This window comes from uncultured Parabacteroides sp., from assembly GCF_905196875.1.
Lineage (GTDB): Bacteria > Bacteroidota > Bacteroidia > Bacteroidales > Tannerellaceae > Parabacteroides.
In genome coordinates, this window is sequence record NZ_CAJJWO010000006.1 from 43,009 (window position 1) to 57,382 (window position 14,374).

General features: G+C 42.4%; 9 protein-coding genes. 1 reads left to right on the plus strand and 8 read right to left on the minus strand.

What is annotated here, in order from left to right; genetic code table 11:
• Window positions 1-26: 26 nt before the first annotated feature.
• From QZ076_RS03690 to QZ076_RS03725, 8 genes are all read right to left on the minus strand, one after another.
• Window positions 27-2,237 carry a beta-N-acetylglucosaminidase domain-containing protein gene (locus QZ076_RS03690; RefSeq protein ID WP_293710464.1) on the minus strand — a complete coding sequence of 737 codons (2,211 nt, stop codon included), beginning with the start codon at window positions 2,235-2,237 and terminating at the stop codon, window positions 27-29.
• Window positions 2,238-2,312: 75 nt separating this feature from the next.
• Entirely contained in the window at window positions 2,313-4,052 is a 1,740-nt protein-coding gene (locus QZ076_RS03695) for a RagB/SusD family nutrient uptake outer membrane protein (protein WP_293710466.1), read from the minus strand.
• A 12-nt stretch (window positions 4,053-4,064) separates the two neighbouring features.
• Entirely contained in the window at window positions 4,065-7,277 is a 3,213-nt protein-coding gene (locus QZ076_RS03700; RefSeq protein ID WP_293710468.1) for a SusC/RagA family TonB-linked outer membrane protein, read from the minus strand.
• Between the two features lie 363 nt (window positions 7,278-7,640).
• Window positions 7,641-8,723 (minus strand): FecR family protein, encoded by a 1,083-nt coding sequence (locus QZ076_RS03705; RefSeq protein ID WP_293710470.1) that lies wholly within the window; start codon window positions 8,721-8,723, stop codon window positions 7,641-7,643.
• Window positions 8,724-8,848: 125 nt separating this feature from the next.
• Window positions 8,849-9,412 carry a sigma-70 family RNA polymerase sigma factor gene (locus QZ076_RS03710; protein ID WP_293710472.1) on the minus strand — a complete coding sequence of 188 codons (564 nt, stop codon included), beginning with the start codon at window positions 9,410-9,412 and terminating at the stop codon, window positions 8,849-8,851.
• A 244-nt stretch (window positions 9,413-9,656) separates the two neighbouring features.
• Entirely contained in the window at window positions 9,657-10,841 is a 1,185-nt protein-coding gene (locus QZ076_RS03715) for a class I SAM-dependent rRNA methyltransferase (protein WP_293710474.1), read from the minus strand.
• Window positions 10,842-11,426, minus strand: coding sequence for a 3'-5' exonuclease (locus tag QZ076_RS03720; RefSeq protein ID WP_293710476.1), 585 nt, complete (start codon window positions 11,424-11,426; stop codon window positions 10,842-10,844).
• Window positions 11,423-11,965, minus strand: coding sequence for a DUF5063 domain-containing protein (locus QZ076_RS03725; protein WP_293710478.1), 543 nt, complete (start codon window positions 11,963-11,965; stop codon window positions 11,423-11,425). The genes QZ076_RS03720 and QZ076_RS03725 overlap by 4 nt, the downstream gene beginning before the upstream one ends.
• Before the next feature lie 231 nt (window positions 11,966-12,196).
• On the opposite strand from QZ076_RS03725, the gene QZ076_RS03730 reads away from it, so the two are divergent.
• A complete protein-coding gene (locus tag QZ076_RS03730) occupies window positions 12,197-14,335 on the plus strand; it encodes an ATP-binding protein (protein WP_293710480.1) in 2,139 nt (712 codons plus the stop codon).
• Window positions 14,336-14,374: the final 39 nt, after the last annotated feature.

Below are 14,374 nucleotides of genomic sequence, written 5' to 3' on the forward strand. Positions count from 1 at the left end.
ATCGTAATTAGTTATTAAGTAAAACGTTATTCTTGCTTGTGACTGAGTGTATCGGATTTTGTCAATACAGCAAACCTACCGATTCCTACCGACATATCCGACTGCGATTGATTGAGGCAGCGAATATAACGGATGCGTGGCTCATGGATAGGAATAGTATCCATCCGGTCTGCCCCTGCTTTTAGGAATGTGAACCACACCTTTCCATCGATAGAGCCCTGGAAAGCACGTTCTTTGGATTTACTTTTACGTAAATCATAGACCAGTGCAACAGGTTGTTTGCTTTTCTCTACCCGGAAACCGAAGTATTCCCCGGGAGCTATAGTCACCAATGGAAAATGAGGAGTCAAACCCACTACATCGTCTTCGCAATAACAGGATAACTCTCCCATTTCTTTTGAACCGGCCAGAACTTCAGGTATCTCTTTCGGTTTTTCGTCTGTCAGCAATGAATTCTCTACATATTGCAGCATCTGATGGATAAAAGGTAACAAAACCTGCGAACCGCTTCTTATACCATCCTGCTCTCCCCGGCGATAAGGCCGGCTGAATACAGCAATCGTATTCAAGGCTTCTTTTACCTCTTTATATGCTTTCCGGCATCCATCAGCATCGTGTTTGTCAGCCAAATCCAACATCTTCATTGTTGCTATACCTGCCACTCCGACATTTATGGTTTGTGTCAGCCAGGGATCGATTTCCTTTATCAATTGCTTATTTGCCGCACAATTTTTGATGGTTCCTGGTACCTTTTTTATCTGCATAAACAAGTTCGCTATCTCAAAAGCTTCTTTTTTCAAATATTTTCCGGAAGATAATGATTGTTCGAATCGGTTGATCAGATCGCTCGAATTGAAAGACTCTTCCCTGAAAAACATCCATGTATTAGGACCGATATCCGCGTTATGCTCACAGAAAAGACGGAATGCCTCAGGTGCTTCAGGAACAAGAGATTCACAAGCCGTACTCCAGCATTGTTCCGGATCGAATCGATTCATATTCCAAGTAAATTGGGAAACACTCCAAAGAGCGACTTTGCTTGCTTCGGCAAACTCCATCGGGTTCGATACAAATGCGTACATGTCGGAAGCCGTATTTTTATCCAGTCCATATACCGGCCCCATTAATAAATGGGCCAGGCAGTAATCATTTACCGGAAAGTTCCACCAGACGTAACAGGGGCGTTTTATCCGTTTATTGACCCATTCTAGTCCTTCATGCGTGATGTCGCTCACCACTTTATCTCCTGTCCACATGATATGGATAGAAGGGTCCAGATGTTTCCCCAGAATATCCAGGTAATCTGTTTTTGCCCAATCCTTATTATATTCAGTAGGACAGAGGATCAATTGTTGGATATCGCCTTTCCTGTCGACAAATTCCTGTTTCAGATAATTCATAAAGGCGGCCTGCTTGGCTGCATCCGTTCCGTCGCCTTCGATATCATCGAAAAAGACGGCAAATGCCCGAACTCCCAGGTCGTACATACTCTCCAGTTTCTTTATAGCAGCATGTCGATCCGTATCATTCCAGCGGATATCCATTCCTGGATGTAGAGCCCATACAAAATCGACTTTATTACTTTTTGCTACAGCCAACAACTCACGGATATTTTTAGCCTGATCTTCCGGATAGGGTACACGCCAGGAGGGTGAACGGTGATAAGGATCGTCTTTTGGACCGTAAATATAAGTATTCATCTTCATCCGTCCATAAAAACGTAACTGTTCCACCCGGTTCTCAAAAGACCACGGAGTGCCATAAAAGCCTTCGACAACTCCTCTGAAAAGAATATCCGGATAATCCCGTATCGAACAAACAGGTAGTTTTTTTCCGCTTTTGATTAGCTGGGATAACGTTTGTACCGCATAAAAGAGGGAACGGTTATCGAAGATTCCGATCTGGATACCTTTTCCGGTAACACTCAGAGTATAAGCTCCCGAACGTAGTATTTCATTATCTGTCTTTTCCAACTGCCGAATAGTGATTGTCTGTTTTGCCTGCTCTGTAATCGGGAAGGATTGTTTTAATAAATTCACGGCATCCGTATCTGGATGGTTGATCCCTTCCAGCCGATAACCGGTCGTGGGTACCTTTATCCAATCGCCTGACAATACCAATTCCTGGGGAATCGGATAGATATTTATTTTTTCTTGTCTGCTCTTTCCGGAACATCCGCCTAACAGTAAACTTGTTAGTAAAGCGACAAGTAACCTTATTTTTATTATTCCATCCATATTTCTCTAATTAGAAAGTAAAAACAGGCCTGGTTTTATTACACAGGCCTGTTTCATCATGTGTCTATGATCCAATTACCAATCCGTGTTTTGAGTCAGGTTCGGGTTGCGTTCCATTTCAACAAACGGTATCGGCCAGATTTCGTGACGTGATTGATAGGCTCGTTCATACATCAGATCGCCGAGGATATCGGTGGCATCCTTAACGGTCGACTGAAGGATGCCCCAACGGCGTAAATCCCAGTAACGTTGGCCTTCGCCGGCCAGTTCACGGGCCCGTTCATCGCGAATACGTTGTGTCATCTCGTCTTTGCTGTTGACAGCCATCCAGCTAGGACCGGAGTTTAGTCCCGGCATATTGACACGGGCACGTATCTTATTGACTTCTGCGATAGCCTTATCTGTTTCGCCATTTTCGTTGTAAGCTTCGGCAAGCATCAGGATAACATCACCAAGGCGGAGCAATGGAAATTCATAAGGCGTACGGCTGTATTCCCCCCAATAACCATCCAGATTGCCCGTAGGAATCCATTTACGCCAGAAGTAAGAGTTCCAACCTTCAGAGTTGCGGATGAAAGATTGTGCTTCCATCGGTGCACCGCCCTTTGTCGGATCAACGATTACGAACTGTTTATCCCTTGGGACTGAACCGGCATCCGTACCCAGATAATGAGAGAACGGGGTGATCACATTCCAGCACAGACGTGGATCGCGATCGTTGTACGCAGCAGAAACTTTTGCCGTATCGCAGTCCAGCGTGCTGGTAATTTCAGTACTGGCATCATTGATGGCAACAGCCAGGCATTTGCGGCGAAATTCCGAATTGCCGTTATTGAAACCCGGGAACACTTCCTCCCAATTGAATTTTTGACCATCAGGCTTTTCATACAAGTCGACTAAATTAGTCGAAGGCACAATAGCATTACTGGCAATCAGACGCATGGTAGCTTTGTTTCCAAAATATCCGACGATATTCAATGCATAACCGGCTACATTCCCATCGATAGATTGTATGGCGAAAATCATTTCATTACTACGTGCACCGTTGTAGAGGCGGAACAGATTTTCATAATCAGGATGCAACGCATAACCGTAGTTATTACTTTTATTGTATGCGATCTCTTCAAAGTCTGCAATAGCTTTAGTCCATTCCTTGTTGAAGAGATAAACCTTGCCACGAAGTGCATAGGCGGCCCCTTTAGTAACACGCCCGTAGTCGCTGCTAGCCCAGCTGACAGGCAGCTTGGCGATAGCATCGGTCAAGTCGTCGATAACATGTTGACGGATCTCTTCAGCAGAACTACGCGGATTGGTCACGGTTGCAAATTCTTCTTCGATAATGCAGCTTTCATCGTAGTACGGTACTCCTCCCCAACAGTTGAGCATGCGGAAGTAAGCCATGGCACGGAGAAACTTGGCTTCACCTACTATCTGATCGATCATGGTTTTATCGATGTCCATTGTGGAGACATTTCGAATCACAGTATTCGAACGGTGAACCAACTCATATAGATATTGCCAGTGGTTTTGTACGGCGCCGCTGGTCGACGCAAACGATGTCCCACGCGAAATATCGGCAAAAGGACTGGTCCCGTCAGCCAGATCCGTACACATATCGAATGCAAACTCCAGACCGAAACACCAGGTTTGCATCATAGCCTCATACAGACCGACAGCAGCTTGCTTGGCATGGGCTTCTGTTTTCCAGAATGTAACGCTCGACAACTGATCCGGACGAGTATAGTCCAGGCTTTCACAACTGCTGAACAAGAGGGCTGAACCCAAAAAAACGGAAATTATATTTTTAGCTTTCATCGTTTTCTGATTTTAGAATGAAACATTGAGACCTAAGGAATATTGGCGAACTGCAGGATATCCGACAGTTGCTGCAATTTCAGGATCCAACCCGGGGAAGTTGGTAATGGTGAACAAGTTGTCGATACTGGTGTAGATCTTCAAATTTTCGACAAAGAACTTCGATGAGATATCCTTAGGAATCGTATAACCTAACTGGATGTTTTTACAACGAAGATAGGCCGCATTATGAATAAAAGCAGTACTGGCTGTGTTATTCTTGCTGTTCGCGCTGTTACGCAGTATCGGATACTTGGAGTTGTATGGATTTTCCGGAGTCCAGGCATTGTCGGTAATGTCCTTGATAAGCGATTGTCCCATAACGGTTGTGAAACGGAAAGCCTGATTGTTATAGTACACCTTATAGTCGCCTACACCCTGGAGAAGCATGCTGAAATCGAAATTGTTCCAGTTTAAACTGAGGTTTGCACCGAAGGTCAGTCTCGGACTGTCGCCGTGACCGACTTCAATACGGTCGTCGGCATTCAGGCTACCGTCGCCGTTAGCATCAGCAAACAGGAAATCTCCGAGTTCAGGACGTTGATAAGTCGCGAAATAATTCGGGTTCTTATCGACCAGCGATTGTACATAATCCAGATCGGATTGATCACGGACAATTCGATCAACATCGAGCACATAATACTGATTGATCGGTTTACCTTCCTGAAGCTTCTTAACCCCGCTGATAGAGGCGATATCGCCCTGGAATTTTGTAACCTTGTTGCTCACGAAGCCCATATTGAAGCCGACAGAGTAGGTCAATTTGTCTATTTGGTCAGTCCAGTTGATTTCCAGGTCGATACCTCGGTTGTTAACCTCGCCTGCATTTTGGTTCGGCACAGAGGATGTACCGTGTTCCAATGGAACCGGGAGTGAGATCAGAATACCTTTCGTATCTCTGTTGAACCATTCCAGAGAGCCGCTTAAACGGTTCTTGAAAAAGCCGTAGTCGATACCGACGTTGGTCACATAAGTACTTTCCCAGGTCAGGTAAGTATTCGATAATGTGGTCTGTGAAAGACCTCCGGTGACGGCATTTCCCAACACGTAATTCGTTGCCGCGTAAAGCGACTGATACATATAATTGTTTGATGCTGCATTGTTTCCGAGCGAACCGTAGGATACGCGAAGTTTCAATGAACTCAGCCAATCCTGATAATCTTCCATGAATTTTTCCTGTGTGATACGCCAGCCGGCTGATACCGATGGAAAGTACCCCCAACGTTTGTTCGGTGCGAATCTGGAAGAACCGTCGGCTCGTAAATTGGCTTCCAGCATGTATTTGTCGTCCCATACCAAATTGATACGGCCGAAATAGGAACGCATAGCCCATTCGTTGTAATTACCGGTAATACGTCCAAGCGTAGATGCAGCATCGAGAGCCGTCAGCGACTCATCCACGAGGTCATATTTCAGATAATAATCAGTATCATACTTATTATATTCCTGGCTGGCACCGGCCATAACAGACGCATCGAGTTTATCAACTTTGAATTCATAACGGGCGGTTATATCCGATGCCCGGAAATCATTATGATAGTTGTATCTTCTGATATACGTGCGAACAACTCCGGCACGAAGTAAAACCGGTCCGTCCGCTGTAAAACGGTACAGGTCGCGGTCTGTTAAATGGTGTTCTATACGTCGATCCCATGCATTATAAGTATATGAAGCGTCGATAGTCAGGCCTTTGACCGGAGTGACGCGTCCATACATTTTAGCTACGGTACGGCGGGAGATCGTAGGGAAATCTTCTTTGTAGAACCACATACGACGATAGGGGTTAGCATTGCTGACATTTTCTTCTTCCGGGTTTTGAATACCACCATAAAAACCGGTTTCCGGATCATAGAGTGTCATACCCGGTACCGTATTGAATGCACCGTAGCCCCATATAACATCACCACCGTCGGCGGCAGTATCGGCAGAAGGATTGTTGTAATCTACATAACCGTATGCGTTGGCTCCGACTGTCAGCCAGGGTTTAATGTCGACATCCACGTTGGCACGCATCTGGTAACGTTTGTAGTTCGAGTGGTAAATCATGCCCGGATTGTTAATATAACCGAAAGAGAGGTTATAGCGGGCTGTCTTGGAACCTCCATTGGCTGTAACAGTGTGATTTTGAACTACCGAGGGACTACGGTAGATATGGTCTTGCCAGTCGGTATTAGGATAGATCGTAGGATTTCTACCTGCATCGTTCCGCCATTCGTCGATTTTACCTTGTGAGAAGCGGGGAGCCTGGCCGTTTGCTAGTAAACCGGCATTCTGAATTTCCATGAAATCGGCATAATCGGTAACAAGATTCAAACGTTTGGCTACTTTTTCAAACGAGACGTTTCCGCTGTAAGTGATTCTGGCGGATCCTTCCGATCCTTTTTTAGTCGTGATCAGGATGACACCGTTGGCGGCTCGGGAGCCGTAAATGGCTGATGAGGCAGCGTCTTTCAGGATAGAAATAGACTCGATGTCCTGCGGGTTGATATCGCTGATACTGGCGCCTGCCATACCGTCGATCACGACAAGCGGATCTGAATTATTCAAAGTACCCTGCCCACGAATGCGGATCGTCGGACTTTCCAGCCCCGGTGTACCACCTCCTGTATTAGTAACGGACAAACCTGCCGCCAAACCTGCTAATGCATTGGTTGCATTTGTTACGGGACGATTATCCAGGGCATCCACTTTTACAGAAGAAACCGCACCGGTCATATTGACTTTCTTTTGTGTGCCGTAGCCGACAACGACTACTTCATCCAGCAATTCGTTATCCTCATTTAAGGTAACTGTCAGTTTTTCCAGTGCTTTCACCTCCTGACTTTTGTAACCTATGTATGAAAATAGAAGAGTAGCTCCTTTCGGAACATTCGGCAGATCGAAGTTACCGTCGATATCCGTTACGGTTCCGATCGTTGCTCCTTTTACGACTACGTTCACTCCGACAAGCGGCATGCCTGTGTGGTCTGTCACAATGCCTCGTACAACAATACCGTCTTGCGCAGTAACAGGTGCCGGCATCAGACCAGTCGACTTTTCATTTTTTACAATTACTTGCCTGCCTTTGATAATATAAGAAAAACCATTTGAAGAGAAGACTTCTTTTATAATATCTTCAATGGATTTGTCTGAAATATTGACATTGATTCTTTTTCCAAGATCTACGGCTTCTTCATATATAAACACATAGTTACTATTTTTCTCTAAATATGAAAAAACTTCTTTCAATGTTTTGTTCTGCATCTGAACAGTTAATATTTCCCCAGAGATTTCGGAGGAAGTTGATGCATGGGTAAGTAACGCAGGAAATGATATTAAAGATATCAATAAACATGCTAATTTTATGTAATTAGTCTTTTTTCGATTAATTGCTGTGATATTTTCCATACCTTTGTATATTAATCTTTTAAACAACTAAGGATTATTTCTCAAAATAGATCGGATAATTGCGCCAACAGTGTCCGATCTTTTTTATTTCTACTTTATTACTTCTTCATAGGCAAATCTGTTATTTGTTAATACTATCTGTCTTTATTCTCCCTTTTGTCCCTATTCGTAAAAATGATATCCTCCGCCATTTATCTTTTCGACGTTTAATGAGGCTGAAACCTTTACGATTTCCAGTACTTCATCGATGGATTCACAGAGGTCGAGTTTACCGGAGAGTTTCCGGTTGGCTATATTCTTATTATACCAAATAGGCACTCCATAATAGCGGGATAGATTATCCAAAACCTTTGAAACGGTTTCCAGTTCTAAAAGCATGACATTATCTTTCCAGCAGATATATTTTGTTACATCCACTTTCTCTTTTTTCATTATACCATCTTTCCAGTTAACCATCTGGGAAGGATTTAAAATCATTTTTTCTTTTGCAGATGAGTTTACCTCTACACGCCCGTTTACTAATACGACTGAAATATCATCTGCTTCATAGGCTGTTACATTAAAAACAGTACCCAGCACCTTTACATCCAACCCTTTTGTTTTCACGATAAAAGGTACTTTCGGATTATGCGCCACTTCCAGAAACACTTCTCCCTCTACAGCTATTTCCCGTTTGTCATCACTGAAAACCGATGGATAAATTACATGACTGGCTGCATTTACATACATTTTTGTTCCGTCTGATAACGTTATGTGGGTGCGTTTTCCTTTGGGAACAATTATATGGTTCAGATTATTTACTCCGGTTGCCTGATCTTCTGCAACTTCTGGGGTTTGGTTATTAACGGTTACGCCACCTTTCTTGTCATAATTGACATAAGCCTCGTTCTCTAATTTAACTTGTTGATTCTTGGAAAGGACGAGGTATATCTGATTTAAACTATCGATAGGTGCAGCTTTTTCCAGCTCAGTAAGAAAAGAGGATTCTTCCTGTGGTTGGTTATTATAAAGAATAGAAATAAGGAAAAGAATGGCTATCGATGCAGCAACAGATAATCCGGCAAGAACATATCGAAGGGTTTTCTTTTTATCCTTTCCTATGGACCCGGCAGATGACAATTCTTTCACGTTTGCCCACGCTTCCTCTATTTCCATATCGGGAACCTGTTCGTGTTTCTTGACTAATGAAATGAATTGCTTCATCTCGTTGTCGAACTCTGTCTTTGGTATTTTGTTTTTAGCCATACGAGCAGTGCTTTTTATATTAATTACAATTTGTCTGCTCCGACGGTACTCAATCAAACTGCGATTTAACACTCGAACGACTGTGTTTAACATTTCTTGTTGAGTAGTCGTTAATATGAAGTGTATTATTTTTCATTTATGGAAGGATCGGAGAGAAGTAAATCCCTTAATTTGGCAATTGATCTGAAAAGAAGATTTTTGCTGGACTGATAATTGATATTTAGTAAATTGGAAATTTCATCATGAGTTAATTCCCTGATATAATAGAGGTACAGGATCTCCTGTTGTTTGGAAGACAGCTTTCTGAAGGCAGCACTTATAAGTTCATTCCGGGGAGACAGATCTTCTTCATCTAAAAATTGATCTGATCTGACAGTTAAGATCTCATCGGGACAACAAACCAGTTTACCGTTACGGATTTGTTCGGATTTCAATTCGTTATACAAGGCATACCGGAAAGCTTTCAGCAAATAACAACGTACGGAAGCTGTTTCTGACAAGCTAGAGTAGTTGCACATTAGTTTAACGAAAAAATTTTGAAGGCAATTCTTTACGAGATCGGTATCTTTCGAATATATCTTCCCGTAATTATATAATATGGGATAATATCTCCTATATAAAACTTCAAAAGCTTTACGATCTCCTTTAAGACAAAGGTTCCATATTATTTCATCCGTTTTTTGATACATTCTCCTGGGTTATTTCAATATACACTCGCTGTAAAATGCCGCAAATATAGCTATTACTCCTTTTCCCGGATATTACATTTTGATTAACTATTAACTACAAAATGCTACAAATGTAATGATATATTTGTAGTATTTTTCGTATATTTATATATAAAAATTACCCAGGAATACGTTGAGTACCGTAAACCTGGGTAATGATATATTTGATTTTGTTTTAAGTAGAATAAGAAAATCAATCTATTTTTTATTCTACATATAAAACCAGCCCTTTCAGATATTCACCTTCCGGATGATAAATATTAACCGGATGATCGGCCGGTTGTGTCAGTTGGTGCAGGATGCGTACACTACGTCCTGACTGTGCGGCTGCACTGAACACAGCCAGACGAAAATTTTCTTTGCTTACCACTTGCGAACAGGAGAAAGTAAACAGGATACCTCCCGGTTTGATCTTTTCAAAAGCAATCGCATTCAGTTTGCGGTATCCCTGCAGAGCGTTGCGCAATACATTCTTATGCTTGGCAAATGCAGGAGGATCGAGAATGATCAGATCGTAATTACTTCCCATCTTTTCCAGATACTTGAACGCATCTTCGGCAAATGCTTTATGCCGGGGATCGCCAGGGAAATTCAGTTCCACATTCTTATTTGTCAGCGAGATCGCTTTGGCTGAACTATCTACCGAATGAACCACTTCAGCACCACCACGCATGGCATAGAAAGAAAAGCCGCCTGTGTAGCAGAACATATTCAATACCGAATGACCTTTCGCATACTTTTCCAGCAACGAACGGTTTTCACGCTGATCGACAAAGAATCCGGTTTTTTGTCCTTTCTGCCAGTCTACACAGAATTTCAACCCGTTCTCTGTGGCAATATCTTCTACCTCTCCTCCATATAAATAACCATCTTCGCTTCCGAGATTGGCTTTGTAGGGAAGAGTCGCTTCCGATTTATAATAAATGTTCTGTAAATTTTTTCCTAATACGGTCTTTAATGCTTCGGCAATGTCGTGACGGGCATAGTGCATGCCCACCGAATGAGCCTGCATAACAGCTGTATGAGCATATATATCGATCACCAGGCCGGGCAGGTTATCTCCTTCACCATGAATCAGACGGTAGGTATCATTGTTCTCCACTTCTGCCAGTTCCAGTTCTTTACGGAGCGTGTAGGCGACACGAATGCGTTCTTCCCAGAAGTTCGCGTCGATGGCGATCGGTTTGAACGATAAAATGCGTACGGCAATGCTGCCGATCTGATAGTGTCCGATAGCCAGGAAACGCTGATTTGTTCCGTACACTTCTACTAGGTCGCCCTCTTCCGGGTTACCTTCAATGCTTTGGATAGCTCCGGAGAACACCCACGGATGAAAGCGTAGCAATGACTCTTCCTTTTTCGGTTTGAGAAAAACTTTACAGTAACTCATTTATTTATCTTGATTCAATTGGTTGTATATTTTTAGGCAAGCCCAGGCGTCGAGGGCTGCATATTTCTTTTGTTGTTCGGTCAGTACGTCGGCTTCCCAGTTGCTCAGGCGTTGCCCTTTCGATATTTTTTTATCAAAAAGGATGGCATATATCTTTTGCAAACTGGCATCTTCAATTCCGAATTGGCCGACATAATTCTGCAAATCGAGGAAGTTGGCTGGTTTGATGTCAGTCCGTTTCCGCATGGCACCAAAGTCGTCACGTAGGGAAAGCCCGATTTTCAGTATTTTGTCATTCACAAGAAAATCTTCCAGCGACTGCGGAATACCTATCCGGTTCAACCTGAAAAGAAAACAGGCCTCGTCTGTAGAGATTTGCATTAGGGAAATTTTATAGCGCGTTCCTTTTTTAAAACTGGGACGTGTTTCCGTATCGAAACCTACAGCTCCGAATCCGGATAAATAGCTGACAGCTTTATCTGTGTCCTTTTCTGTGTCGATCACGATAATCCGTCCTGAGAATTCTTCTATTTCAAGAAGCGATATTTCTTCTTTTGTTATTGTGTGAGTATATTGTGTCATCATTCCTCGTTCGTTTCAAAAATTTCATCATCACTGTAACGGGCTGCGTGAAGTGCTTTCAGCGCGTTGAGGAGTTGCTGTCCCCAGAACTCCTGGAAGTTTGTACGGCATAAGGCAATAGACTGAAGCATGACTTCTTCGTTTCCCTGACGGAAAAGTGAAACGAAATTTCCGGTATCCTGGTAAACATCAGCCAGATTTTCGGAGATAAAAGCTGCAATAGGCGTATCGCTATATTGCATGTCCGGATGAAAGGTTTCCAGATAGGAATCTTTTTCTCCCAGCAGTCCAGCAATCCGCAGACGGACAGATTCGTACATATCTTCCGTAACGGTTAGTTCCGGTTCGTCATCTTCACCCGGTTCTACTGCCGGTAAAAGTGTTGCTTTCAGATAAAGTAACGGCAATAGTTTGACTGCTTTGTTCACAAAGTCGAAAAAGCCTTTGTCTGCGGCTGTTTCAACAAATGTACAAAACTCCAGTGCTACAGTTACAAACTCCAGCGTGTTACGTTCGTATATGGGGTTGTTTTCCTTTTCCATGTTACTTCTTATGGTGTACCTAAGATTTCTAACCTGCAAAAGTAAGAAATATATTGCGATAATCAGAATTATTAATTCTTATTAAGGTCTCGTAGTAAAAGGCAATCTTTGTTTATTTGTGTCGTATGAATGAAATGCGTTGAAAATTATGGTGTTTTCGGGTGCTTATTCCCGGGAAATGTTGTTTATTTGCATAATGATATTTATTTCCAGATAAAAATTGCATAACAAATGGATTACGATACTTTGTCACACAATGAACTGATCCGGTTATTTCAGAATCAGCAAAAAGAATTAGAGGAGTCGAAAGAAGAAATAAAACACTTAAAAGAACGGAATAAGTTTCTTTCGTTTTCGTATGAGGAAGCTCCGTTGGCTTGTGTTCAGATGACTCCGGACGGAATTGTTACAAATGTAAATAAGTCTGTATGTGACATCTTTAATAAAAAGATAGAGGAAATAGAGAATGCTTGTCTTTATGATTTTCTCCCGGAAGACCGGGCGGATGTGTTGCGTGACTCTATATGTGGGCTGACACCGGAGCATCCGTCATTTAAATTTTATATACATCATCTTGCTGAGGATGGTGTATTACGAGCTTATCTCTGGTCAGCCATAGGTGTTTTTGATAGAAATGGTCATTTGGGGTATATAACAGGTTATTGTTATCCGGATGAAAAACAAGATGCAATAGCCAATCAGTTATTGTCTCTTCGTGAGAAAATAAGGAATGACGATTTGAACAGCCAACGTATAATGAGTTGTATGCTGGAGATGGTGCAGGAGAATAACACGATCGATGTACAAAGTATACTTCGACTGATCAATGAACATTATGATTCGGATACATGTTGCTATCTGGCTTATAATGAGGAGATCAGTAAAATGTGTCTGAAAGAGATCGTTTCGAGTGAATCATCTACGATCCTATTGCCAAAAGGTTTTTTGGTTTCAACGATCCCGGAGTTTATAAACCGTTATAAACAGGGATTTACCCGTATCGGTTATTTCGGCGAAGAAGAGTTACTATGTGATATGTTCAATTATCTTGTCACCAATAAAATACCATATACCGCTTCGATGTCTGAACCAATTGTATCGAATGGTAAATTGTGGGGCGTGCTTATTATTATTCGTCAAAGAAATGAAAATCGTTGGACAGATGCCGAACTGTCACTGGCTAAATTGTTTGCCAAAGCTACTGCGATCAGCTTGGAACGGATATCGATACAGACAGAGTTGAAACGTCATCAGATGTTGACTTCGCTGGCTCTTGAGAAGAGTGAGATATATTCTTGGATCTATGATATAAAAACCCACAGGTTTTATAATAATGAATTGTTATTAAGTCGTCTGGGCTATTCTCAGAGGGAACAACAACTATTCAGTGCCGAGGAGTTTTATAATTTTATTTATCCGGATGATACGATTATTTTCCGGAAATATTTCACAAACTCTTTTCGGAAAGGAACAGAGGAGAGTGTGCAGGTGCGTGTCCGTACAACCATTTCTGGCCAGAGTGTATATGAATGGTTTGAATTCTTGTTTATACCGGTCCATGATCCTGTAAGCAATGAAATAATAGAGGTGATTGGTACTGCAAGTTGTATCGAGCGGCATAAACAGTCGGAGAAAAAACTGATGGATATGTTAGAAGCCAAGAACCAGGCAGAAGAAAGTAACCGGATGAAAACGGCATTCGTGGCTAATATGAGTCATGAGATTCGTACGCCTCTGAATGCGATTATCGGTTTCAGCGAGATATTGATGGAAGAAGACCTTTCTATGGTAGAGAAACAGGAATATATGCGAATCGTTCGTGATAATAACCGTCTTCTGCTTCAACTGGTCAATGACATTCTGGATATCTCTCGTATCGAATCCGGTGAAATAACTCCTGTTTATGAGGAAGTGAATCTCAAGGATTTATTCAGGGAGTTTTCCTGTATGTCTCATATCGACCTGTCTCATAATCTCACTATTAAACTGGAAGATGGCTTGGTGGATTGCCAGCAGCTGATCGATCGTCGTATCGTATCGCAGATAATCAATAATTTCCTGAGCAATGCATTAAAATTTACACAAGAAGGTGCGATTACATTAGGGTACAAACCGGCAGAAGACGAAAGCGGCATGACATATTATGTACGCGATACCGGTTGTGGCATTCCTGAGAAAGATCGCGCGCTTATTTTCCAAAGATTCGTAAAACTGGATGACTTTGTTCAGGGTACAGGGTTAGGACTTTCCATTTGCGATACATTGGTGAAAAAGCTAGGTGGACGGATTGGCGTTATTTCTGAAGTCGGTGTCGGTTCAGAGTTCTGGTTTACCTTACCTTATCATACTGGTGAAAAAATCAGTGGTTAATGCTTGTGAGCCAATCGACTGATAGTGTAAAAATAAGGT